Annotated in this window: 23 protein-coding genes; 13 read left to right on the top strand and 10 right to left on the bottom strand. The window is 65.9% G+C overall.

Annotation, left to right across the window (positions count from 1 at the left end; genetic code table 11):
* Positions 1–181 precede the first annotated feature (181 nt).
* From ACFZCE_RS24795 to ACFZCE_RS24780, 4 genes are all read right to left on the bottom strand, one after another.
* Positions 182–679, bottom strand: coding sequence for a DUF934 domain-containing protein (locus ACFZCE_RS24795; protein WP_390943189.1), 498 nt, complete (start codon positions 677–679; stop codon positions 182–184).
* Positions 663–2,321, bottom strand: a complete 1,659-nt coding sequence (locus ACFZCE_RS24790; RefSeq protein ID WP_390943188.1) for a nitrite/sulfite reductase — start codon at positions 2,319–2,321, stop codon at positions 663–665. Before ACFZCE_RS24790 ends, ACFZCE_RS24795 begins: the two co-directional genes overlap by 17 nt.
* A gap of 352 nt (positions 2,322–2,673) precedes the next feature.
* Positions 2,674–3,879: an MFS transporter gene (locus ACFZCE_RS24785; protein ID WP_390943203.1), complete on the bottom strand. Its 1,206-nt coding sequence runs from the start codon at positions 3,877–3,879 to the stop codon at positions 2,674–2,676.
* Between the two features lie 84 nt (positions 3,880–3,963).
* Positions 3,964–4,866, bottom strand: coding sequence for a bestrophin family ion channel (locus ACFZCE_RS24780; protein WP_390943187.1), 903 nt, complete (start codon positions 4,864–4,866; stop codon positions 3,964–3,966).
* A 108-nt stretch (positions 4,867–4,974) separates the two neighbouring features.
* Between ACFZCE_RS24780 and ACFZCE_RS24775 the strand changes: the two genes are divergently transcribed.
* The 9 genes from ACFZCE_RS24775 (at position 4,975) to ACFZCE_RS24735 (ending at position 13,505) form a co-directional block, all read left to right on the top strand.
* Complete coding sequence (locus ACFZCE_RS24775; protein WP_390943186.1) at positions 4,975–5,523, top strand: DUF924 family protein; 549 nt, start codon at positions 4,975–4,977, stop codon at positions 5,521–5,523.
* A 4-nt stretch (positions 5,524–5,527) separates the two neighbouring features.
* Positions 5,528–6,196, top strand: coding sequence for an HAD-IA family hydrolase (locus ACFZCE_RS24770; protein WP_390943185.1), 669 nt, complete (start codon positions 5,528–5,530; stop codon positions 6,194–6,196).
* 326 nt (positions 6,197–6,522) lie between these two features.
* A complete protein-coding gene (locus ACFZCE_RS24765) occupies positions 6,523–6,939 on the top strand; it encodes a hypothetical protein (RefSeq protein ID WP_390943184.1) in 417 nt (138 codons plus the stop codon).
* A gap of 167 nt (positions 6,940–7,106) precedes the next feature.
* Positions 7,107–9,476 carry an outer membrane protein assembly factor BamA gene (gene bamA, locus ACFZCE_RS24760; RefSeq protein ID WP_390943183.1) on the top strand — a complete coding sequence of 790 codons (2,370 nt, stop codon included), beginning with the start codon at positions 7,107–7,109 and terminating at the stop codon, positions 9,474–9,476.
* A gap of 346 nt (positions 9,477–9,822) precedes the next feature.
* On the top strand, positions 9,823–10,488 hold the full coding sequence (locus ACFZCE_RS24755; RefSeq protein WP_390943182.1) for an ABC transporter permease subunit: 666 nt from the start codon (positions 9,823–9,825) through the stop codon (positions 10,486–10,488).
* Positions 10,469–11,125, top strand: a complete 657-nt coding sequence (locus ACFZCE_RS24750) for an ABC transporter permease subunit (RefSeq protein WP_390943181.1) — start codon at positions 10,469–10,471, stop codon at positions 11,123–11,125. The genes ACFZCE_RS24755 and ACFZCE_RS24750 overlap by 20 nt, the downstream gene beginning before the upstream one ends.
* On the top strand, positions 11,125–11,886 hold the full coding sequence (locus tag ACFZCE_RS24745) for an ATP-binding cassette domain-containing protein (RefSeq protein WP_390943180.1): 762 nt from the start codon (positions 11,125–11,127) through the stop codon (positions 11,884–11,886). Before ACFZCE_RS24750 ends, ACFZCE_RS24745 begins: the two co-directional genes overlap by 1 nt.
* The gene (locus tag ACFZCE_RS24740; protein ID WP_390943179.1) at positions 11,883–12,770 is read left to right on the top strand and encodes a transporter substrate-binding domain-containing protein; all 888 of its coding nucleotides are present in this window, start codon (positions 11,883–11,885) and stop codon (positions 12,768–12,770) included. The genes ACFZCE_RS24745 and ACFZCE_RS24740 overlap by 4 nt, the downstream gene beginning before the upstream one ends.
* Positions 12,771–12,875: 105 nt before the next feature.
* Positions 12,876–13,505, top strand: coding sequence for a DsbA family protein (locus ACFZCE_RS24735; RefSeq protein ID WP_390943178.1), 630 nt, complete (start codon positions 12,876–12,878; stop codon positions 13,503–13,505).
* Here ACFZCE_RS24735 and ACFZCE_RS24730 read toward each other — a convergent pair.
* Positions 13,502–14,824, bottom strand: a complete 1,323-nt coding sequence (locus ACFZCE_RS24730; RefSeq protein WP_390943177.1) for a solute carrier family 23 protein — start codon at positions 14,822–14,824, stop codon at positions 13,502–13,504. The two genes, ACFZCE_RS24735 and ACFZCE_RS24730, sit on opposite strands and share 4 nt — an antisense overlap.
* Before the next feature lie 404 nt (positions 14,825–15,228).
* Here ACFZCE_RS24730 and ACFZCE_RS24725 point away from each other — a divergent pair, with 404 nt between their 5' ends.
* Positions 15,229–15,726, top strand: coding sequence for a hypothetical protein (locus tag ACFZCE_RS24725; RefSeq protein ID WP_390943176.1), 498 nt, complete (start codon positions 15,229–15,231; stop codon positions 15,724–15,726).
* A 34-nt stretch (positions 15,727–15,760) separates the two neighbouring features.
* On the opposite strand, the gene ACFZCE_RS24720 is transcribed toward ACFZCE_RS24725, so the two are convergent.
* The 3 genes from ACFZCE_RS24720 to ACFZCE_RS24710 all read right to left on the bottom strand — a co-directional run bounded on the left by ACFZCE_RS24720 (position 15,761) and on the right by ACFZCE_RS24710 (position 17,444).
* Complete coding sequence (locus ACFZCE_RS24720; RefSeq protein WP_390943202.1) at positions 15,761–16,357, bottom strand: helix-turn-helix domain-containing protein; 597 nt, start codon at positions 16,355–16,357, stop codon at positions 15,761–15,763.
* A 17-nt stretch (positions 16,358–16,374) separates the two neighbouring features.
* A complete protein-coding gene (locus ACFZCE_RS24715) occupies positions 16,375–16,539 on the bottom strand; it encodes a hypothetical protein (RefSeq protein WP_390943175.1) in 165 nt (54 codons plus the stop codon).
* 116 nt (positions 16,540–16,655) lie between these two features.
* Positions 16,656–17,444 (bottom strand): class I SAM-dependent methyltransferase, encoded by a 789-nt coding sequence (locus ACFZCE_RS24710; protein ID WP_390943174.1) that lies wholly within the window; start codon positions 17,442–17,444, stop codon positions 16,656–16,658.
* Positions 17,445–17,656: 212 nt separating this feature from the next.
* Here ACFZCE_RS24710 and ACFZCE_RS24705 point away from each other — a divergent pair, with 212 nt between their 5' ends.
* Positions 17,657–18,484 carry a CmcJ/NvfI family oxidoreductase gene (locus ACFZCE_RS24705; protein ID WP_390943173.1) on the top strand — a complete coding sequence of 276 codons (828 nt, stop codon included), beginning with the start codon at positions 17,657–17,659 and terminating at the stop codon, positions 18,482–18,484.
* Positions 18,485–18,611: 127 nt separating this feature from the next.
* Entirely contained in the window at positions 18,612–21,080 is a 2,469-nt protein-coding gene (locus tag ACFZCE_RS24700; RefSeq protein WP_390943172.1) for a PAS domain-containing protein, read from the top strand.
* Here ACFZCE_RS24700 and ACFZCE_RS24695 read toward each other — a convergent pair.
* Positions 21,077–21,667, bottom strand: a complete 591-nt coding sequence (locus ACFZCE_RS24695; RefSeq protein WP_390943171.1) for a LysE family transporter — start codon at positions 21,665–21,667, stop codon at positions 21,077–21,079. The genes ACFZCE_RS24700 and ACFZCE_RS24695 overlap by 4 nt on opposite strands.
* Before the next feature lie 101 nt (positions 21,668–21,768).
* On the opposite strand from ACFZCE_RS24695, the gene ACFZCE_RS24690 reads away from it, so the two are divergent.
* The gene (locus tag ACFZCE_RS24690; RefSeq protein WP_390943170.1) at positions 21,769–22,614 is read left to right on the top strand and encodes a LysR substrate-binding domain-containing protein; all 846 of its coding nucleotides are present in this window, start codon (positions 21,769–21,771) and stop codon (positions 22,612–22,614) included.
* On the opposite strand, the gene ACFZCE_RS24685 is transcribed toward ACFZCE_RS24690, so the two are convergent.
* Complete coding sequence (locus ACFZCE_RS24685) at positions 22,611–23,819, bottom strand: MFS transporter (RefSeq protein WP_390943169.1); 1,209 nt, start codon at positions 23,817–23,819, stop codon at positions 22,611–22,613. The genes ACFZCE_RS24690 and ACFZCE_RS24685 overlap by 4 nt on opposite strands.
* Positions 23,820–24,058: the final 239 nt, after the last annotated feature.

The raw sequence follows: 24,058 nt of genomic DNA, 5'->3' as shown, positions 1-24,058 counted from the left end.
GAGTGCCGGACCACGGCCTCCCACGGGTCTGTATTGACTCTTAAATCAAGAGTTTACACAAATCTGGTGGGAGGCCGTGGTCCGGCACTCCGGCTGTGCCGGGCGAAGGGCCCGGCGGGTCATGCGCTCGGTAAAACCACCTAGAAAAATCAGGGCTTTTACCCTTGGTTTAGCGCACTGATCAGCCGCGGCGGCGGAACAGCGGCAGCGGTTGGTCGGTGGCGGCCTGGTAGCTGACGGAGAAGTCCGCCAGGCTTTCCAGCGCCTCGTACGGGTCTTTGTCGGCGCGCAGGGCGAAGGCGTCGAAGCCGCAGCGCTGCAGGTAGAACAGTTGGTCGCGCAACACGTCGCCAATCGCCCGCAGCTCACCCTTGTAGCCGTAACGGTCACGCAGCAGGCGCGCGTTGGAGTAGTTGCGCCCGTCGGTGAAGGCCGGGAAGTTCAGCGCGATCACCGCGAAGTCCGCCACGTGCTCGCCGATTTCCTCGGCTTCTTCGTCGCTGTCGAGCCACACGCCCAGGCCACCGTCGCGGGCCTTCAGCGCGTGGGCGTGTTCACGCCACAGCGCCAGCGGCACCAGGTAGTCGTCGCAGTTGGTCAGTTGGTCGAAGGTGGCTTCCTTGGGCAGCAGGTGCCAGGTTTCGTCCACCACTGCGCCGTTCTTAATGATTCGCTGCATAGACGCGCTCCTTGAAGGGCTCGATACCGATACGCTGGTAGGTGTCGATGAAACGCTCATCTTCGGTACGGGTTTCGACGTAGACGTTGATCAGTTTCTCGATCACATCGGCCATTTGTTCCTGGGCGAACGAAGGCCCGAGGATCTTGCCCAGGCTGGCGTCACGGGCGGCGTTGCCACCGAGCGACACCTGGTAGAACTCCTCGCCCTTCTTGTCGACCCCGAGGATGCCGATGTGGCCGACGTGGTGGTGGCCGCACGCGTTCATGCAGCCGGAGATGTTCACGTCGACTTCGCCGATGTCGAACAGGTAGTCGAGGTCGTCGAAGCGGCGCTGGATCGATTCGGCGATCGGGATCGACTTGGCGTTGGCCAGCGAGCAGAAGTCGCCGCCCGGGCAGCAGATGATGTCGGTCAACAGGCCGATGTTCGGCGTGGCGAAGCCGTGTTCACGGGCTTCGAGCCACAGCGCGTGCAGTTGGCGCTGCTCGACGTCGGCGAGGATGATGTTCTGCTCGTGGGAGGTGCGCAGTTCAGCGAAGCTGTAACGCTCGGCGAAATCGGCCACAGCCTCAAGCTGCTTGTCGGTCAAATCGCCAGGGGCGACACCGGTGGGCTTGAGCGACAGGGTCACCGAGGCATAGCCCGGGCGCTTGTGGGCGTGCACGTTGCGCGAGCGCCAGCGGGCGAAGCCCGGGTGCTCGGCGTCGAGCGCGGCGAGTTCGGCGGCCTGGTCGGCCAGCTCGAGGTAGGCCGGGTCGACGAAGTGTTGCGCCACGCGCTGGACTTCCGCGTCGGTCAGGGTGGTCGCGCCGCCGCGCAGGTGGGCCATTTCGGCCTCGACCTTCTCGGCGAACACTTCCGGGGTCAGGGCCTTGACCAGGATCTTGATCCGCGCCTTGTACTTGTTGTCACGGCGGCCGTAACGGTTGTACACGCGCAGGATCGCGTCGAGGTAGCTGAGCAGGTCTTGCCAGGGCAGGAACTCATTGATGAAGGCGCCGACCACTGGAGTACGGCCCAGGCCGCCACCGACCAGCACGCGGAAGCCCAGCTCGCCGGCGGCGTTGCGCACCGGCTCCAGGCCGATGTCGTGCACTTCGATGGCCGCGCGGTCGCTGGCCGAGCCGTTCACGGCAATCTTGAACTTGCGCGGCAGGTAGGCGAACTCTGGGTGGAAGGTGGTCCACTGGCGCACGATCTCGCACCACGGGCGCGGGTCGACCAGCTCATCGGCGGCCACCCCGGCGAACTGGTCGGTGGTCACGTTGCGCAGGCAGTTGCCGCTGGTCTGGATGGCGTGCATCTGCACGGTGGCCAGCTCCGCGAGAATCTCGGGGATGTCTTCGAGGGCGGGCCAGTTGTACTGCACGTTCTGCCGGGTACTGATGTGCGCGTAACCCTTGTCGTAGTCACGGGCGATCTTCGCCAGCATCCGCGTCTGCCGCGCGGTGAGCTGGCCGTAAGGCACGGCCACGCGCAGCATCGGCGCGAAACGCTGAATGTACAGGCCGTTCTGCAAGCGCAGAGGGCGGAATTCTTCTTCGCTCAGGTCACCGGCCAAATAGCGGCGGGTCTGGTCACGGAACTGCTTGACGCGGTCCTCGATGATCCGTTGGTCGTACTCGTCGTAAACGTACATAAAGGTCCTGTCTTTCAGGCTGATTCTGCGCGCACGGCCGCGCACTCTCCGCAGAGCCGCGGGAAGATACCCTTTTTTGCATATTCGATAAAGTGGCGCTTGGGTATATGGGTATAGCTCGGAGTAATAAGTGGGTTAGCTGCAAGTTTTATGTGCAACTTGTGTTGCGGGGCAAGCTGGCCTTAACTGGAACGAGCGTTCCATCCACAACAATAACAATGTGAGATCCACCATGAGCCATCCCGTGAAGCCTCGCAAGCCCACTCATCACGTCGATGCTTGGGCCACCGCCTTCTTGTTGGTCGTTGTCGCGGCCGCTGCCATCTTCTGGGCCAGCCATGCCTGGGCTTAGCTAAGCCATCCGTGGCCGGCCGAACCGGCACAGCACGGCATTGAGCGCCAGCAGCAGCGCGGTGAGCACGAACACCGCGCGCATGCCTACGTGCCCGCCCAGGTAGCCCCCGGCCAGGGGGCCGAGCACCTGGCCCACGTACTGCGCCGAGGTGCTGTAGCCCAACACGCGCCCGGCCACGCTGCTCGGCACGCTGTGGCGCAGAATCGCAGCGATGCACGGCAGCAACCCGCCCAGCGCCAGCCCGCTGGCAAAGCGCAAGGCAATCAGTTGCCAGCCGTTCTGCACCCAGGCCTGGGGCAGTACGCATAGCGCGGCCAGCGCCAGGCTCGCCGCGACCACCTTCCAGTGGCCCACCCGGTCGGCCAGCTTGCCCAGCCGCGGCGCGCTGAGGATGCTGCCCAGCGCCGTGGCGCTCATCGCCAGGCCCGCCATCAGTGTGACCGGCTCGGCGTTGAGCACCTGCAAGTACACGGTGATGATCGGCTCGATGCTCAGGGTGGCGAACATCAGCAGGCAGGCGGCGGCGTACATCAACAGCACCGGCCGCCGCTGTTCCAGTTCAGCCCAGCGCAGCGCCGGCTTGGCGCCGGGCTCGGCTTTCGGCCGTGGGCTTTCCTTGAGCAACAGCGCCGTGGCGAGAAAGGCGACGAAGATCACCGCGCCGGCCAGGAAAAACGTGTTGCGGATGCCCACCAGCGGCGGCAACAACCCGCCGATCAAGGGCCCGGCCAGGTTACCGGCCATGATCCCAGAGGCCAGCACCCCAAGCGCCCAGGCCGAGCGCGCCTTGGGCGTTTGCGTGGCGACCAGGATGGTCGAGCCCGAGGCATAACCGCCCAGCAACCCGGCGAGCAGGCGCAGCGCCACCAATTGGTACACATCCTGGGCCAGGCCGATCAGCGACATCGCCAGCGCCATGCCGAGGCTGGCGCGGATGAGCATCAGTTTGCGCCCGTAGCGGTCGCCAAGCCGGCCCCACAGCGGCGCGGTCAACGCGGCGCTGAAAAACGTAGCGGCGAACGCCACCCCCGACCACTGCACGATCGCGGCGGGGTCGTTCACGCCCAGGCTTTGCACGTACAGCGGCAGGAACGGCAGCAGCAGGGTCATCGCCACGATGGTGGTGAAGGCGCCGAATACGCAGACCGCGAGGTTGCGTTGCCAGTGCTGCTCATAGGGTTCGGGGGGCATAGCAGGCTCCATGTCAGTCATGGGCGTACCCTAGCCGCTCGGCTGCCATAAGAGAAATTCATGTTTCGCATGCACTGCATGCCTGGCCGGAATAGCTCAGAGCAGGATGTTGTTCACCGGTTGCAGCGGCTCTGGCGCCGCCTGCCCGAGCAGTTCGCACACGCTGATCTCCAGGTTGCGGCACATTGCATCCAGCGGCAGGTCGTTGGGCTGGGTGTCGAACGGGTCGGCGATCTGCTCGCCGAGGGCGTCCAGGCCAAAGAAGGTATAGGCCAGCACGCACACCGCCACCGGGGTGAACCAGCCCAGGCTGCCCACCAGGCAGAACGGCAGCAAAAAGCAGTACACGTGCACCACCCGGTGCAGCATCAGGATGTACGGGTAGGGAATAGGCGTGCCGCGGATCCGCTCGCAGCCACCGAGCACGCCACCCAGGTGGTTCAACGATTGGTCCAGCGCCACCCGTACCACCTCGCCAGCGCCGGCCTGGCGCGCGGCTTCGCTGATCTGCCGGCCAAGCCAACCGAGCAGCACCCCGGGCTTGCCGCGGGCGCCTTCTACCACCGCACCGGCCTCGCCCAGCAGGCGCCGGGCGTCGGCGCTGGCCGGCACCTCGCGCAACTGGTCGCGCAGCAGGTAGGCGAACGCCAGCAGCGGCCCGGCCAGCGCGGTGGCGCCGCCGGGTACCAGGGTGTGCAACTGGCGCACCAGGTTGCGCGTGGTGATGGTCAGCTCGCCCCACAGCGTGCGCGCCTCCCAGTACCGCTGGTAGGCCACGGTGTTACGAAACCCCAGGAAGATCGCCAGCGTCAGCCCCCACAGGGTGAACGGCGTGGCGGTGAGCGAGAACCTGAACTGGAACAGCGTGCCATGGCACGCCGCTACCGCCGAACTCAGCAACACGGTGTACAGCACCTTGCGCCAGATCGCCGGCACGATCGAGCCGCGCACGGCGAACAGCACGGTCATCAAAGACGGGCGATGGGGGCGAACGATCATGGCGATGCCTCTGGCTCGGGGTGTGAACTCTAGGCCCGGTGATTGTCACTGGCAAGCCGGGGGTGGTTGATACAAACTGCCTACATATCGCATTCAGGAGTCGCGAAGATGGTACAGGCGCACGAAACGCCCCAGGCAGTGATCGAATTCTGGGAAGCGGCGGGCCCGCAACGCTGGTTCAGCAAGGACGCCGCCTTCGATGGCGCCTTCCGTAGCCGTTTTTTCGACCTGCACCTGCAAGCCGCCCGGCGCGAGCTCGAGCCCTGGCTCGACAGCCCCGAGGGCGCGCTGGCGCTGTTGATCCTGCTGGACCAGTACCCGCGCAACGCCTTCCGCGGCACCGGGCATATGTTCGCCACTGACCCGCTGGCCTGCGAGTACGCCCGCCAGGCGGTCGACGCCAAGCTCGACGAGGGCGTGGCCGAGGCGCTGCGGCAGTTCTTCTACCTGCCGTTCGAACACTCCGAGCGCAGCGAAGACCAGAACCTGTCGGTGGCCTTCAACCGCGGCCTGGGTGAGGAGCCGCTGCGCTGGGCGCTGGTGCACGCCGAGATCATCGAGCGCTTTGGCCGCTTCCCGCACCGCAACGCGCTGCTGGGGCGCGAGACCACCAGCGAGGAGGCGGCGTTTCTCGACAGCGGCGGCTTCGCCGGTTGAAGCCATGAATGAGGGGAGGGCGCCAGTGCGCATCAAGGGTGTGATTTTCGATTCCGACGGCACGCTGGTCGACAGCGAGAACCTGGCGGCGCGGCTGCTCCAGCAGTTGCTCGCCGAGCGTGGCATTGCCTGGAGCGTGCAGCAGGTGCTGGGTGAGTTTCGCGGGGTGCAGTTTGCCGTGTTCGTTGGCCAGTTGTGCGAGCAGTACCCGCAGTTGGAGGCCGAGGCCTTCATGCACGAATTCCGCGCCCGCAGCCTTGAGCTGTTCCGCCGCGAGCTGGCGCCCATGCCCGGCGCGGTGGCATTTGTGCGGGGCCTGGCGCTGGCCAGCAGCGTCGCCTCCAATGGCCCGCTGGACAAACTCCACACCTGCCTGGGCCAGGTCGGGCTGCTGGAGCATTTTGCCGGGCGCATCGTCAGTGCCTACCAGGTGCAAAGCTGGAAGCCCGCGCCAGGGTTGATCGTCGAGGCCGCGCGGGTGATCGGCCTGGCGCCGCAGCAGTGCGTGCTGATCGACGACAGCCACAGCGGCGTGCGGGCCGGGCTGGCGGCCGGCAGCCAGGTGATCGGCTATGGCGAGCATGATTTCAGCCCCTTCGAGGGCTTGCCGAATTTTTATCGGGCGGTGGATTACCAGGCGGTCGAAATGACCGTGGCGCGGCTGGCGGGTTGATTGCTCAAGGGCCCTTCGCCCGGCACAGCCGGAGTGCCGGACCACGGCCTCCCACGGGTTCTGTGTTGCCAAGTAAATCAAATACTTACACCAAACTGGTGGGAGGCCGGCTGTGCCGGGCGAAGGGCCCTCAAGCGCGTGCACAACATCAACAGCGCTCACAGATTAATCCCCTCGATGAAGCCGTAAAATGCCTCAAGTGAACAGCCTTCAATAAAGAAGTTCATGTAAACCCCCGCTTACCCAGCCGATGCCAACTGGATGCACGGCGACACGTTCGGCATGTTCTGATCTGGCCGCATCAATGCCAGCCACGAGTGCCGAACATGTTCAAGGTTCATAAACAAGGGTATATCCCCAACAGCCCGCTGACGGGCGGGCTGCTGCCCTACGACTTCTTCTGCGAAGACCAGCCCTCGCTCAACCTGTTCGTGTTCACCCATGCCGGCCTGGGGGTTGAACAAACGCTGTGGGGCTTCTCCCGGCTGGAGCGCTTCGAGGCCATGGTCGCGACCTTCAAGGCCTCCGGGCAGGTGTGGAAAAGCCACGTCAACGTGCTCACCGGCCCCAGCCGCAACGGCACCGACGGCGTGCGCTTCGAGGAGGTCGCGCAGGTATGGCGGCTGGCCCCGGCGGCCGGCGAGCGCCCGGCCTACGCCGTGCACAGCCGCGCCGGCGAGGTGTACTACACCCACCCGGGCGAACAACAGGGCGCCGCGGAACTTATTTACCAAGCTGAATGAACGGTAACAAAACACCCTCGCGTGTACCTTTTCAGACAACTTAAGCGGAACTTTTAAGTTCTTCTTTGTTTGTATCCCGCCGCACACTTCAGCGCACAATGCCGACAAGGTTAGTTGCAGTGTTTGCATTAGGCTGCGCGGGGTCATTCGCACTTGCCAGGATATTCATGAAACGGGTTTTGAAGCTTGCGTTGTATTCGGCGGTGTTGCTGGCCAGTGCCGCCCGGGCCGAGTCTTTTACGATTTCCGACATCCGCGTGAACGGCCTGCAGCGGGTCTCTGCCGGCAGCGTATTCGGTGCGCTGCCGATGAACGTGGGCGACACCGTGGATGACGCACGCCTGGTGGATTCGACCCGGGCGCTGTTCAAAACCGGTTTCTTCCAGGACATCCAGTTGGGCCGAGACGGCAACGTGCTGGTGATCAACGTGGTCGAACGCCCCTCGATTGCCAGTATCGAGATCGAGGGCAACAAGGCCATCGCCACCGACGACCTGCTCAAGGGCCTGCGCCAATCGGGCCTGAGCGAAGGTGAGATCTTCCAGCGCGCCACCCTCGAAGGGGTGCGTAACGAGCTGCAACGCCAATACGTGGCCCAGGGCCGCTACTCGGCCACGGTCGACACCGAAGTGGTCACCGAACCGCGCAACCGCGTTGGCCTGAAGATCAAGATCAACGAAGGGGTGGTGGCGGCCATCCAGCACATCAACGTGGTCGGCAATACGGTGTTCCCCGAGGATGAACTCAAGGCGCTGTTCGAGCTGAAAACCACGAATTGGCTGTCGTTCTTCAAGAACGACGACAAGTACGCCCGCGAGAAACTCTCCGGTGACCTCGAGCGCCTGCGTTCCTACTACCTGGACCGCGGCTACATCAACATGGACATCGCCTCTACCCAGGTGTCCATCACGCCGGATAAAAAACACGTCTACATCACCGTGAACATCAACGAAGGCGCCAAGTACTCGGTGCGCGACGTGAAGCTCAGCGGTGACCTGAAAGTCCCGGAAAGCCAAGTCAAGGCCTTGTTGCTGGTGCAAAAGGGCCAGGTGTTCTCGCGTAAAGTGATGACCGACACCTCCGAGCTGATCACCCGCCGCCTGGGTAACGAGGGCTACACCTTCGCCAGCGTCAACGGCATGCCGCAGCCCCACGATGACGACCACACGGTGGACATCACCTTCGTGGTAGACCCCGGCAAGCGCGCGTACGTAGACCGCATCAACTTCCGCGGCAACACCAAAACCGACGACCAGGTACTGCGCCGCGAAATGCGCCAGATGGAAGGCGGCTGGGCCTCGACCTACCTGATCGACCAGTCCAAAACCCGCCTCAACCGGCTGGGGTTTTTCAAGGAAGTGAACGTCGACACCCCGGCGGTACCTGGGGTAGACGACCAGGTCGACGTGAACTGGGCCGTGGAGGAGCAAGCCTCCGGCTCGATCACCGCCAGCGTCGGCTTTGCCCAGAGCGCGGGGTTGATCCTCGGCGGCTCGATCACCCAGAACAACTTTCTCGGCAGTGGTAATCGGGTCAGCGTGGGCCTGACCCGCTCCGAGTACCAGAGCAACTACAACTTCAGCTACACCAACCCGTACTTCACCCCCGACGGGGTCAGCCTGGGTTACAACGTGTTCTACAAGAGCACCGACTACAGCAAACTGTATGACGATGACGAGGTCTCGTACTACGCGATCAACAGCATTGGTACGGGCATCACCCTGGGCTACCCGATCAGCGAAACCTCGCGCTTGAGCTACGGCCTGAGCGTGCAGCACGACGCGATCGACCTGGGCACCTACAGCGCCGATGAAATCTACGACTTCGCCCAGCGCGAGGGCACCGAGTTCACCAACTTCAAGGCCACCCTGGGCTGGAGCCAGTCCACCCTCGATCGCGGCCAGTTGCCCACCCGCGGTTATTCGCAAAGCCTGAGCCTGATGACCACCGTCCCCGGCAGCGACCTGACCTTCTACAAGTTCGACTACAACGGCCAGTTGTTCACGCCGATTGGCGAGCGCAACGCGCTGCGCTTTCACACCGAACTCGGCTACGGCAACGGCTATGGTTCCACCAGCGGCCTGCCGTTCTACGAGAACTACTTCGCGGGTGGTTTCAACTCGGTGCGTGGCTTCAAGGACAGCAGCCTCGGCGCGCGCACCACGCCGTCGACCGGGGCCTACGCGAGCATGGGCCAGGCCTACAACAGCGACCGCGACACCGAAACCCTGGGCGGCAACGTGCTGGTCACCGGCGGGGTGGAGTACCTGTTCGCGCCACCGTTCGTGAAAGACACCAAAGCCGTGCGCACCTCGTTGTTCTGGGACGTAGGTTCGGCGTTCAGCAGCCAGTGCTACCTGGCCACCACCGAGAACTGCGGCAAGCTGGACTTCTCCAGCATGGGCAGCTCGCTGGGGGTGGGCGCCACCTGGTACTCGCCGCTGGGGCCGCTGAGCTTCAGCCTGGCGTACCCGATCAAAAAGCCCGAAGGCGCCGAAACCCAGGTGTTCCAGTTCTCCCTCGGGCAAACCTTCTGACGCAGCCCACAGGCGCTATAGCCAAAGGCTTACAGAAGGTCGCAGCGAAGGCTTATTTCGCCGGCGCGGGGCAGGCCGTAATCTACACCCATCCAAACGGTGCCACGGAATAGGCACCGGTGATCACGGACGATCGACCATAGGCCTCGGAGGCCGCCGGCAGGACGCTGGATGGTCTGGAACGAAGAACCCGCCTCGGCGGGTTTTTTATTTTCCCCGCCACAGGCCCCGCGGCCGCTATATCCATATCCCCAAACAGTCTTAAGAAAACACTTTTAAATTCAATAAGGTATCGGCAAGGCGCCGGCCATGAGCGCTAATCCCTCACCTTGTTGATGACCTGCCCATGCCCTTCGACTGGCCGTTTCTGCTGTCTACCTTGCCCGCGTTCGGCCGTGCCGTGCTGGTGACCCTTCAAGTGGGGGCGCTGGCGATTGCTGGCGGGCTGCTGGTGGCGTTGCTGGCCAATGGGTTGCTGGCGTTCAAGTGCCGGCCGCTGACCTTCGCCGTGCGCGCCTACGTAGAGCTGGCGCGCAACACGCCGCTGTTGATCCAACTGTTCTTCATTTACTTCGCCTTGCCCAGCCTAGGCGTGCAAGTCAGCGGTTTCGCCTCGGCGATCATCGCCATGACCTTCCTCGGTGGTGCTTACCTCACCGAGGTGCTGCGCGCCGGGATCGAAGCAGTCCCGGCGCAGCAGCTCGAAGCCGCGCGGGCCATCGGCCTGAGCCCTGGCCAATTGCTGCGCCATGTGGTGCTGCCGCAAGCCGGGCTGTTCAGCCTGCCGGCGCTGTTCGCCAATGTGATCTTCCTGCTCAAGGAAACCACCGTGGTGTCGGCGGTGGCGGTGCCGGAACTGCTCTACACCACCAAGAACTACATCGCCCTCTACTACAAAACCTACGAAATGCTCGCGGTGCTCAGCGGCCTGTGCGTGCTGCTGTTCCTGCCGCTTTCGTTGTTGCTGGGCTTACTGGAACGGAGGCTGCAACGTGGCCACTTCGGGTTTTGAACTGCTCTGGCAAACCGCGCCGCAATTGGCCGCCGGCGCGGCGCGCACGCTGGCCATCAGCGCCAGCGGGATTGCCCTGGCCACGCTGCTGGGCCTGGCCTACGGGATTGGCCGCAGCCTGGGCGCCGGGTGGCTCGAGCGCAGCCTGAAGGTGTACCTGGAGGCCTGGCGGGCGATCCCGGTGCTGGTGTGGTTGTACCTGTTCTTTTTTGGCTTGCCGATGTTCTTTGGGCTGACCGTGCCGGCGTTCAGTTGCGCGGTGCTGGTGCTGGGCCTGTGGGGCGCCAGCGAGGTCGGTGAGGTGGTGCGCGGGGCCTTGCGTTCGCTGCCCGCTGCCCAGCGCGAGGCAGCACTGGCGATCGGCCTGGGGCGCTACCAGGTGTACACCTGGGTACTGTTGCCGCAAGCGCTCAAGCGCATGACCCCAGGGGTGATCAACGTCTACACCCGGCTGATCAAAACCAGCTCGCTGGCAGTGCTGATCGGCGTGGCCGACGTGACCAAGATGGCCCAGCAGATCATCGAGCGCACCTATGCCTCGGTCACCCTCTACAGCTTTTTGTTCGTGTTCTTTTTCCTCGCCTGCTACCCGCTGTCGGTGGTGTCGCGGCGCCTGGAACAACGGTGGAATCATTGATGAGTGCCTTGATCGAGCTTCGCAACTTCAGCAAGCGCTTTGCCGAGCAGGCCGTGCTCAGCGAGGTCAACCTGGCCCTGAACGAAGGCGAGGTGGTGGTGATCCTTGGCCCCAGCGGCTGCGGCAAAAGCACTTTGCTGCGCTGCTTGAACGGCCTGGAGGCCGGCAGCGGCGGTGAATTGTTGCTCGGCGGGCAACTGCTCACCGCCAGCAGCGACTGGCAGGCGGTGCGCCAGCGGGTGGGCATGGTGTTCCAAAGCTACCAGTTGTTCCCGCACCTGCGGGTGATCGACAACATCCTGCTCGGCCCGCTGCGGGTGCAAAAGCGCGCCCCGGCCGAGGCCCGCGCGCAGGCACTGAGCCTGCTCGAACGGGTGGGCCTGGCGCACAAGGCCGATGCCTGGCCGCGCGAACTCTCTGGCGGCCAGCAGCAGCGCATCGCGATCGTCCGCGCGCTGTGCATGAACCCGCAGGTGATGCTGTTCGACGAAGTTACCGCGGCGTTGGACCCGGAAATGGTCAAGGAAGTGCTCGAGGTGATCCTCGCGCTCGCCGAAGGCGGCATGACCTTGCTCATCGTGACCCATGAAATGGCCTTTGCCCGCGCGGTGGCCGACCGCATCGTGTTCATGGACGCTGGGCGGATCGCCGAGCAGAACACCCCGGGGGAATTTTTCAGCAACCCGCACAGCGCACGCGCGCAGCAGTTTCTGGAGCGTTTCGCCTCTGTTGAAAACCTGCCGAAAAGGAAAGCATCGTGAGCTTCAAAACTGCCCTGTTGTTCCCCTTGGTCGCCGCCTGCCTGCTGGCCGGCTGCGACAAACCCGAGGCGCCGAAAAGCGCCGCGGCGCCCGCGCCGAAGCCTGCCGCGGCGAGCTACCTCGATACGATCAAAGCCCGTGGCAAGCTCACCGTAGGGGTGTTCAGCGATAAACCGCCGTTTGGTTTCGTCGATGAAAAAGGTGCCTACGTGGGCTTTGACACCGACCTCGCCAAGCGTTTTGGCAAAGACCTGCTCGGCGATGAGAGCAAGGTCGAGTTCGTGGTGGTCGAGCCGGCCAGCCGGATACCGTTCTTGCAGAGCGACAAGGTCGACCTGATCCTCGCCAACATGACCGTGACCCCCGAGCGCGAGCAGGTGGTGGATTTCACCCATCCCAATCTGCGCGTTGCGGTGCAGGCCCTGGTGGCCGACGGCAGCCCGGTGCAGCACCTGGATGAGCTCAAGGACAAAACCATTATCGTCACCACCGGCACCACCGCTGATGTATGGCTGACCCAGCACCACCCAGACTGGAAACTGCTGAAGTTCGAGAAGAACTCCGAGTCGCTGCAAGCCTTGGCCAACCACCGTGGCGATGCCTACGCGCAAGACAACCTGGTGCTGTTCGGCTGGGCCAAGCAAAACCCCGGCTACCGCCTGCTGCCCGAAACCCTCGGCGCCGAAGCGCCGATCGCCCCCGCAGTGAAAAAGGGCAACACCGAGTTGCGTGACTGGGTGAACCAGGAGCTGGCGCGCCTGGGCCAGGAGAAATACCTGCTCAAGCTGTATGACCAGTACGTGCGCGACCAACTGGCGCCGGGCACCGACCCGAACGCGGTGATCGTCGAAGGCGGTAGCTGGAAGGCCGCCGGCGGCGCTTGAGCCAACCCCGCACACTGCCGCTGTGCCCCGCGCGGGTGCCCTAGGGCTACATAGCCTAAGGCGCTGGCGCGGGGCAGGCCTTCTAACCCACCTGCGGACGCCGCCATGCCCTCGCAAGCTCCCGTGATCGAGTACTACTTCAGTTTCATTTCCCTGTGGTCTTACGTTGGCAGCCTGGAGTTCCAGGCCGTCACCGCGCGCACCGGCGCCCAAGTGGTGTACAAACCGGTCGACCTGCTCGCGGTATTCGCCGCGGGCGGTGGCAAGCCGGTCAAGCAGCGCCCGCCGCAACGCCAGGCCTACCGGCTGGTTGAAATGCAGCGCTGGCGGCAGTGGCGCAACATTCCGTTGGTACTGCACCCCAAGCATTACCCCGCAGACCCTTCGCTCGGCCACCGCCTGCTGCTGGCGGCGATCGCGGAGGGCGCCGAGGTGAGTGGGTTTGTGCACGCCGCGCTGAGGGCGGTATGGGCCGATGAACTGGACATCGCCGCGCCCGCCACGCTGGTGCGCCTGGCCAACGCCAACGGGCTCGACGGCGAGCGCCTGTTGGCGCGGGCGGGCGAGGCGGGGCTGGCCGAGCGGGAGGCTGCGCTGACCGCCGAGGCGGTGCACGGGCAACTGTTCGGCGCGCCGTTCTACTTCTACAACGGCGAACCGTTCTGGGGCCAGGACCGCCTCGACATGCTCGAGGCGGCGATCACCGCAGGGCGCCCGGCGATCCCCTTCGCCTAAGGGGTGCCTCGCTGCGGGCTGCGCAACAACAGGTTGAGCAGCACTGCGACGATGGCGGTCAGCAGGATCGGGTCTTTCACCAGTGGCTGCAGCATTGCCGGCACGCTGGCGAAAAAGCCCGGCTGCACGATCGGCACCAGGCCGATGCCCAGCGCCACCGCCACCAGCAGAGCGTTGCGGTTACCCGCGCCGTCGAAGCTGACCTGCGCGAGAATCCGCACGCCGGTGGCGGCGACCATGCCGAACATCACCAGCGACGCGCCCCCCAGCACCACCTGCGGGATCGACGCGGCGATGAACGCCACCTTGGGGATCAACCCCAGGACCAGCATGATCACCCCGGCGGCGGCGCACACCCAGCGGCTGTGCACGCCGGTCAGGCCGACCAGGCCGACGTTTTGCGAATACGACAGGTACGGGAAGGTGTTGAACACGCCGCCGATCACCGTGCCCAGCGCGTCGGCGCGCAGCCCGCGCTTCACGTCTTCAGGGGCGATCGGCCGGCCGGTCATCACGCCCAGGGCGAAAAACATCCCCGTGGCCTCGACGAACACAACGGTCATCACCAGGCACATCATCAGGCAGGGCAGCAGGTCAAACGTTGGCAAGCCGAACGCCAATGGCGTGACCAGCCGCACCCAGGGTTCATCGGCCAGCCCCTGCAGGCTGGTCCAGCCCAGTGCGCTGCTGATCGCGTAGCCCACGGCGATGCCCAGCAGTACGGCAATGTTGCCGAACAGGCCGCGGCCGAAGCGGGCGAACAGCAGCACCGCCAGCAGCACGGCGGCCGCCACCGCCAGGCTGGCCGGCGCGCCAAAGCCCGGGGTGCCGGCGCCACCGCCCGCCCAGCCGAGCGCCACGCGGATCAGCGCGATGCCGATCATGGTGAGAATGGTGCCGGTCACCACCGGCGGGAAGAAACGGATCAGCCGCGGCACCCACGGCGCAACCAGCAGGCCGTAGAGGCCGCCGGCGATCACCGCGCCGTACAGCCCGGTGATGCCCACCCCAGGCATGGCCGCGATCGACAGCAGTGGCTGGATGGCGATGGCCGTCACCCCCATGATCACCGGCAAGCGAATACCAAAAGGGCCCAGGCCCACGCTCTGGATCAGCGTGGCGATGCCGCAGGCAAACAGGTCGGCGTTGATCAAAAAGGCGATCTGTTCTTTGGGCAGGTGCAGGGCAGCGCCGATGATCAGCGGCAGCGCCACGGCGTTGGCGTACATCACCAGTACGTGTTGTAGCCCAAGCAGCGCAAGGCGAGGATAGCTGAGCAGGGTGTCGACCTGGTCAGTGGCAGGTGGCAGGGTGTTCATGGGGGCTCTCTGCAGGCTGGAAGGAGGGTGGCTGGCTAAACGCCACCGGCCATCCTAATGAGCGGGCCAAGCCCTGCCATAGAGCCTTTGCGCATAGCCTTGAAGCTAAAAAGCAGGTGCGCGCCGCACTAAACCCTGCTGGGTTAGACCGTTTATGCATCAACGTTCTATGCATAGGCCGGTAACGCATATCGATAACCGCTGAATGGCCCGTACAGCGCTCGCGTTAGCTGCTGTGGCGGCTATTTCCATGTCTTGGCAGGCGATCACGCTTTGATAGGCCCGGTTTCACCGTTTCGGTCCGCAGCCGCTGGCGCCGCGCCGCCACCTTGCCGGGCGGCGGTGGATCCCTAGAATCGCCCCCCAGCAGTCTCAACCACCGATTCGATACGGAGTTTCGAACCATGATGAACGCGATGCAGATGCCGATGAACACCGCCATGCCGATGATGCCGATGATGGGCATGCCGATGATGATGGCCACCATGCACTGCCAGATGATGGACACCGGCATGCTGTGCACCCTGAAGCCGGCCGCCGGCATGGACATGGCCATGTTCCGCAACAGCGCGGAAATGATGGCCATGATGATGACCTGCGGCATGCCGATGATGATGCAGTGCGGCCCTATGGCCATGATGTGCATGAGCGAAGAAAGCATGGCCATGATGAACATGATGCCGATGGCCAACATGCCCATGATGAACATGCCGATGATGCGCTGCATGATGACCTGCACCGTCGAGGCCGACTGCATGAAGTGCATGATGATGCCAATGGCCGGCATGTCGATGGCGATGATGAGCAACTGCTGCCAGTTGCTCGACAAGATGATGACCGCCTGCAGCCTGCCGATGATGATGAGCTGCAACGGCATGCCGATGATGTGCTGCACCTGCTAAGGGGCTAACGCCTCGCCCCGGGCGCTGGCCGCGGTCAGGCCACCCCCTCTGGGTGGGTCACCACCAAGTACGCCAGCGCTTCGCTGTCCGCCGGGTTGCGGTAGCGGTGGGGTTGGTCGGCGTAGAACAGCAGGGCATCCCCCGGTGAGAGCAGGTAACGCGCCTCGTTGATGCTGACCTCCAGCACCCCGTGGGCGACTACCAGGTTTTCTTGCACCCCGGGGCGATGGCCGGCGGAGGCTTCTTCGGCCAGCCCGGCCAGGCGTATTTCATAGAATTCGGCCTGGCGCGGCTGATCGAAGGGGAACAGCGCACGGCTGACGAAGCCGCCGCTGGCGCTGACCAGGCGCTTGCTGTGCTGCGCCGGCAGCAGTTGCACCCCTTCGAAGGCGTGCTGTTCGAGGAACGCCGCCACCGACACCTTCAGTGCCTTGGCCACCTTGCACAGGGTTTTGATCGACGGCACGCTGCGGCCGGACTCGATCTGCGCCAGCATCGCCCGGCTCACCCCTGATAACCGCGCCAAACCGTCGATAGAAAGGTACCGCTTGCTGCGCAGGCGTTGCAGGTTCAGCGCCACCCATTCGGCGCTGTCGTCGTCTTCCACGGGTTCGGGGCTGCTGCCGGGCAGGGCGCCCGGCACGCCGCTCACGGGCGCACCTTGCCGGGTGCCTGCGGCGCAAACTGGCTGCTGGTGAAGTGCGCCAGCCCGGCCTGGGCGGCGTACATGGCCCACATCAATTTCGCGTTTTGCTGGGCCTGGCGGCGCTGGCGGTAACGAACGAAATCGATGATCTGGGCAGTGGCGTGCATGGCAGGCGCTCTTGGCGTGTGGTAATGGCCCCAAGGTAGCGGGATTGCCTTAGCGCTAAAAATACTGAATTTTTATGTATTAATAGCTCAATGGCATTAGCGCGGGCCGGCCGCCCTCAGCGCTTCACGAACCTCAGGGTAAAGCGGTCAGACTCGCCAATGGCCGCGTATTTGGCCCGGTCCTGCTCGCCAAGCTTATAGGTGGGTGGCAGCGCCCACACGCCGGCGGGGTAGTCTTTGGTGTCCTTGGGGTTGGCGTTCACCTCGCTTTGCCCCTCCAGGGTGAAGCCGGCCGCCTCGGCCAGGTGGATCACGTACTCGCTGGGCAGGTAGCCGCTTTGCTCGATGGCCGCGTCGGGTTCGCCGGGTGGGCCGCGGTGGTCGACCACGCCCAACACGCCGCCGGGCTTGAGCACTGCGTAAAACGCCGCGAAGTAGGCCGGGGCGTTGTTTGCCATCACCCAGTTGTGCACGTTGCGAAAGGTCAGCACCCGGTCCACCGAGGCCGGCGCGCCGAACACCGGTGCGCTGGGATCGAAGCGCAGTAGGCGGGCGTTGCCAAAGCGCGCGGGGTCATCCTTGAAGCGTTGCGCCAGGCCGCCGGGGGCGCTGACCGCGGCGATGTACTGGCCGTGGTCGTGCAGCAGTGGCGCCAGTAATTCGCTGTACCAGCCGTTGCCGGGCGTGATTTCCAGCACCGCCTGGTCAGCCTGCAGGCCAAAGAAGCTGAGGGTTTGCTGGGGGTGGCGGTAAACGTCACGGGCGGCGTTGGCCGGCGCGCGCCAAGGGCCGGCCAGCACCTGGGCGTAATCCGCCTCGGTAATGGGGGTGGCGGCCAGGGCCGGCGGCAGTAGGCTGGTGAGTACCAGGGCAAGCAGGGTGTAGCGGCCGAGCAGGCGAGGCATGGGTAGGCTCCTTGTTGATCAAAACCGTTGGGTGTACCCGCCGGCGCGCTGCGTGTCACCGCGCTTTACGGCATAGGCTTAGGCACTTTTGCACGGTGCCGCGCGGCCGGCGCGGTTCACAGCTAACCATAGCGCCCGATGTTCTTATCCTTTGCGCCCGCGCTGCCGGTAGATTCAACAGCACCCCCTAATCGGCTTCGGAGGCCTGACCCATGGGCAACCTCAACAGCGCAGCGCCGTTCGTGCGGGCAACGGTCAACTACCTGCGCGACACCGGCCAACGGCCAGTGACCTACGCCAGCGCCGCCGCCGCGCCCGCCGGCGCGACCCCTCATGAGCGCGACCCGCACCCGGTGCAGGTGGCGGTGCACGACGCGCGCCTGCTGGCCAGCCCAGCGCGGCTCGACGTGCAAGGCTTCGAGCGGCTCGACTGGCCCAGCGAGGTGGCCAACCTCGAAGACCCGGCCCAGGTGATCGAGCAGTACTACCCGGAAACCGAAAACCTGCTCAAGGCGGTGACCGGCGCGGCCAAGGTGGTGATCTTCGACCACACCGTGCGCATTGACGAACCCGGCCGTGAGGCCAAAGGCCTGCGCGAGCCGGTGCGCTACGTGCACAACGACCAGACCCCGCGCTCGGCCCTGCGCCGGGTGTTCGACCACCTGCCGGCGCAGGAGGCCGAACACCGCGCGGGGCAGCGTTTCGCGATCATCAATGTGTGGCGGCCGATCGGCGCGCCGGTGTACAGCACGCCGCTGGCGCTGTGCGATGCACAAACCGTGCGGCCTGAAGACCTCGTCGCCAGCGACCTGGTGTACCCGGACAAGGTCGGCGAAACCTTTTCGTTCAGGGCCAACCCGGCGCACCGCTGGTACTACTACCCCCGGCTGCGGCCCGAGGAGGTGCTGTTGCTGAAGATTCACGACAGCCACGAAGGCGGCGCGCGGTTGACCGCCCACACCGCCTTCGATGACCCGGCCACCCCTGCCAGCGCGCCACCGCGGCGTAGTATTGAAGTGCGGGCGCTGGTGTTTTATTGAGGCATGGGTGGCCTTCCGCCATGGCAGGCCGGCTGCGCCGGGCGAGGGGCCACCGATACACGGCGATGGCTTCCCACCCCGCCGCTCGTCTAGACTCGCCACTGCCCGACCGCCAGCGAGCCCCCCCGTGCCTGCAGAAACACCCCTCCCGCCCACCCCCGACTACAACCTGCTGCAAGGTGAACACGCCCTTCAGGCGTTGATCGACCGCGAACGCCGCGTGCTCGGGCAGATCGCCGCCGGTGTGCCGCTGGCCGAGGTGCTCAGGGACCTGGTGCTGGCGGTGGAAGCGCAAAGCACCAGCATGCGGGCGTCGGTGCTGTTCATCAGCGAGGCTGGCGGGCACATGCTGCACGGCGCCGCGCCAAGCTTGCCAGAGGCCTACAACCAGGCCATTCACGGCATCGCCATTGGCGAAGGGATTGGCTCGTGCGGCACCGCGGCGGCGCGTGGCACGCCGGTGTTCGTAGACGACATCGCCCATGACCCACTCTGGCGCGACTACGCCGCCTTGGCTCTGGAACACGGCCTGCGCGCCTGCTGGTCGATGCCGATCAAGGCCGCCGACGGCGTGGTGCTGGGCACTTTCGCGGTGTACTACAGCGAACCGCGGGCACCGACCCCGCGTGATGTCGAGGCCATCGCCGTGCTTGCGCAAACCGCCGCGCTGGCCATCGAGCGGCACCGTTCGGAGCAGAAGCTGCGGCGCAGCAAGGATGAACTGCACGCCCTGAACCTGGAGCTGGAGCGCAAGGTCTACGAGCGCGCCACCGAGCGCAGCCGCACCTGGCTGCTCAGCCCCGACCTGCTCTCGGTGATCAACGCCCAGGGCATGATCGAAACCTCCAACCCGGCCTGGCGCACCACCCTGGGCTGGGCCCCCGAGGAACTGCAGGCGACCTTCCTGTCGTTCGTGCACCCCGACGACCTCGCCGCCAGCGAGGCCGTGTTCGCCCAGGCGGCCCAGGGCCGGCCGATCGTCAGCTTCGAAAACCGCTGCCAGCACCGCGACGGCAGCTACCGCTGGCTGGCCTGGGTGGCGGTGCTGGAGGAGGGCAAAATCTACTGCAGCGCGCGCGACATCAGCGGCGACAAAGCCCGCGAAGAAAGCCTCGCCACGCGCACCCGCGAACGCGACCAGGCCTGGGCGATGTCGCAAGAGCTGCTGGTGATCGCCTCGCCCCAGGGCACCCTCGATGAAATCAACGCCCGCTGGACCGAGCAACTGGGCTGGAGCGAGGCCGAACTGCTCGGCCGGCCGTTCAGCGACTTCACCCACCCCGAAGACGTGGCCGCGACCCTGGCCGCGTTCGAGGGGATCTTCAGCGCGCCGCTGACCAACCCCTTCGAATACCGCCTGCGGCACAAAGACGGCAGCTACAAATGGTTCAGCTGGACCGGCAGCTTCCAGGACGGCCGGGTGTACGCCGCCGGCCGCCACGTGACGGTCGAGCGCGAGCAGGCCGAGGCCCTGCGCCAGTCGCAAAAAATGGAAGCGGTCGGGCAGCTCACCGGTGGCGTGGCCCACGACTTCAACAACCTGCTGACGGTGATCCGTTCCTCCACCGACCTGTTGCTGCGCCCCAACCTCAGCGAGGAGCGCCGCGAGCGCTACGTGCGGGCGATCTCCGACACGGTTGACCGCGCCGCCAAGCTGACCGGCCAGTTGCTCGCCTTCGCCCGCCGCCAGGCGCTCAAGCCGGCGGTGTTCAACGCCTCGAGCAGCGTGACGGCGATGAGCACGATGATGGGCACGCTCACCGGTTCGCGGATTACCACCGTGACCGAACTGCCGCAACAGCCGTGCCTGGTCAACGCCGACCCGAGCCAGTTCGACACCGCGCTGGTGAACATGGTCGCCAACGCCCGCGACGCCATGAAAGGCGAAGGCCACCTGGCCATCCGTGTGCGCGCGGTGGAGCAGATGCCCGCGGTGCGCACCCACCCGGCCGTGACCGGGCCGTTCGTGGCGGTGGCGATCAGCGACACCGGCAGCGGTATCCCGGCGCAGTTGCTAGAGCGCATCTTCGAGCCGTTCTACACCACCAAGGGCGTAGGCCAGGGCACGGGCCTGGGGCTGAGCCAGGTGTTTGGTTTCGCCAAGCAGTCGGGCGGCGAAGTGACCGTGGCCAGCGAAGTTGGCGCCGGTACTACCTTCACCCTGTACCTGCCACGGGTTGCCGGTGAGGTGGAGCCCGCGCCCGCGGCGCCGGCCGACGTGCCGCTGGAAGAGGGCCACGGCACCTGTGTGCTGGTGGTCGAAGACAACCCCGAGGTCGGCGCCTTTGCCATCCAGGCCCTGGCCGAGCTGGGCTACACCCCGGTGCTGGCCGGCAGCGCGCGGGAGGCGCTGGCGGTGCTGGGCGAAGGCGCGGATGGCTTCGACGTGGTCTTCTCCGACGTGGTCATGCCCGGCACCAGCGGCATCGAACTGGCCCATGCGCTGCGCCAGTTGTACCCGGCGCTGCCGGTGGTGCTCACCTCCGGCTACAGCCATGTGCTGGCCGAAAGCGGCACCGACGGCTTCGAGTTGCTGCACAAGCCGTACTCGGTGGAGCAACTGTCGCGGGTGTTGCGCAAGGCGGTGCGCGGCTAGCGCCACATCGGGATGATCGACACCACCAGCAGCGCCGCCATCAAGCCATTGAACAGCCGCCACTGCCAGGCGCTGCGCAGGCGCCGGGCGAGCAGCACACCCAGCGCGCACCACAGCCCCAGCGACACACAAGCCGCCAGCGCAAACGCCGCGCCGAGCAGCAGCGCCAGGTGGTAGGGGCTGCTGGCCAACGGCGAAAACGCCGCCGCCGCGCTCACCGTCATCGCCCAGCTCTTGGGGTTGGCCAGCAGCAACAGCATCGCCTTGCCCAGCCCCAGTGGCCTGGCCACCGCCGCGCCGGAGGCTGGCGCGCCGCTGCGGGCGATCAACCAGGCCAGCCATAACAGGTACAGGCTGCCCACCAGCTTCAACGCCCATTGCAGCGCCGGCCGTTGCCCCACCAGTTCGCCCAGGCCCAGCCCGGCCAGGGCCGCCAGCAGCCACAACGCCGCGGCGATGCCGAGAATCAACGGCAGCGAGCGGGCCAGCCCGAAGCGTGCCCCCGAGGCCGTGGCCAGGGCGGTGGCGCCGCCGGGTGAGAAGGTGGCCGCGGCCACGAACAGCAACAGCGGGAGCAGGTTGGGCACAGGGGTCATCCGTGGGTAAGAGTGGCGTTACGCTACTGCTCGCCTAGGGATTAGAAAACCGAATATATTTGATGCCCCACATTACGCCGTGTAATCCCAGCATGAGCCGCACGCTTGATCTTGCCTTGGTCCGCACCTTCGTTGCGGTGGCCGAGCACCGGAGCATGACCATCGCCGCCAACCTGCTGTTCATGACCCAGGGCGCGGTGAGCCAGCAGGTCAAGCGCCTGGAAGCGGCGCTGGCGTGCCCGTTGCTGGTGCGCAAGCCCCGGCAATTGGAGCTCTCTGCCCAGGGCGAGGCGTTTCTGCCGAAGGCGCGGCAATTGCTGGAACTGAACGACCAGATCTGGGCCAGTACCGCTGGCGGCCCATTGCGTGGCCAGTTGCGGGTGGGTGCGCCACCAGACCTGATCAGCGCCCTGGCGCCGGCGATGAAGGCCTTCAGCGACCTGCACCCACAGGTTGAGGTGGCCATGCACTGCGCGCCGTCCACCGCGCTGGATGACGCGATAAAGGCCGGCGAGCTCGACGTGGCGCTGGTCGAGTACCTGGCCGGCAATGCCCAGGGCGAGGTGCTGCGCAGCGAAGCGCTGGTGTGGGTGGGCAGCCCCGCCCATCACGCCTGGGCGGCGCGGCCGCTGCCGTTGTCGCTGGTCGATGAGCGCTGCGCCTTCCGCCCGTTGCTGCTCGGCGCGTTGGCCCGAGAGGGCATCGCCTGGCGCACGCTGTTCGAGAACGGCAGCCTGGAGGCCACCGCCAGCACCGTGCGCGTGGGCCTGGCGGTGACGGCCATGCTCGCCTCCACGGTGCCTGCCGGCTTGGTCGCGCTCGGCGCGGGCGCCGGCCTGCCGGCGTTGCCAGCGTTCGCCGTGTGCCTGCGGCTGGCGGCCGGCGCGCAGCCTGGGGTGGCGGATTTCCGCCGTTGCCTGCTGGCGGTGATGGGCTAAGCGCCCTTGGGCGCGGTGGCCAGGCCGAAGCCGTAGGTGACCGCGATCGCCACCCCGAGCAGGGCCGTGACCCCCCACCAGGCAAAGTGCGCCCAGGCGAACCCACCGGCCCAACCGAGCACCGCGCCGCCCAGGTAGAACGAGGCGAAGTACAGCGTCGAGGCCTGGGATTTACCCACCTTGGCATGCCGCGCCACCGAGCCGCTGGCCACCGCATGGGTGGCGAAATAGCCCACCGTGAACAGCACCAGCCCGACCACGATAAACACCACCTGCGGCACCACCATCAACAGCGCACCGGCCGCGCATAACCCGAGCGAGCCGAGGGTCACCGGCCGGGTGCCGAAGCGGTCGGCCAGGCGGCCCGCGCGGGTGGAGGCATAGATGCCGGCCAGGTAGGTGAGGAACAACGAGCCGGTGACCGTTTGGCTGAGGTTGAACGGCGCGGCGGTGAGGCGAAAGCCAAGGAAGTTGTAGACCATCACCAGGATGCCCATCATGCAGAAGCCGCTGATGTACGCCCGCTGCAAGGGCCGCTGGCCGAGGTGATGGCGGTAGTGGCCAAGCACTTCGGGCAGGTTCGAGCGCTGCGCGATGAAGTGCCGCGAACGCGGCAGCAGCCAGGTGAACAACAGCGCCGAGAGCGCCCCGACCACGCCGATGAACACCAGGCTGGCGCGCCAGCCCCAGGCGTCGGCGACGAACCCGGCGATCACCCGCCCGGCCATTCCGCCCAGCGCCGCGCCGCTGACGTACACCCCGGCGGCATAGCCGGAATCCGACGCGGCAATTTCCTCGGCGATGTAGGCCATGGCAATGGCCGGCACGCCACTGAAGGCCGCGCCCTGCAGGGCGCGGTAGATCAAGAAGGTGTTCCAGCTGTCGGCGCTGGCCGAGGCGATGCAGATCACCCCGGAGCTGATCAGCGAGGTGACCAGCACCGGCTTGCGGCCCACCCGCTCGGACACCAGGCTGGCGAACGGCATCAGCAGGGCGAGTACGCCGATGTTCACCGACAGCGACAGGCTGGCCTGGGCCGGGCTGATGCTGAAGGCCTGGGTGAACAGCGGCATCAACGGCTGCACGCAGTTCATCAGGGCGAAGGTGGCAAGGCCGGCGAGGGTCATGCACAGCGCAATGGCGCGAAACGCCGAGGTGCCGCGGGTGATTTTCTCGGGGGCGTGGGGCGGGTGCTCGGCGGTCATGCTGGGCGCGGGGCTCTGGCGGCAACGGGGACGCACAGCATACTGGACTGCGCCCGCTCTGGCATGTGGCCCTTAACCGCCCGCCGCGCTTGCCAGCCGCCCACCGTTACGGTTAAGGTCAAGCCATGAACAGTGCCCGCCACACCACGCCCACTACCACCACCACCGCCCAGGGCGGCGCGTGCGAGGTGTCGTGAGCCGGTAGCGAACGTACTTCAAAGGCCCGCCAGCGATGGAAC

The sequence above is a fragment of the Pseudomonas sp. NPDC007930 genome (assembly GCF_042958985.1).
GTDB lineage: Bacteria > Pseudomonadota > Gammaproteobacteria > Pseudomonadales > Pseudomonadaceae > Aquipseudomonas.
This window is presented reverse-complemented; position numbering and strand designations above follow the sequence as displayed.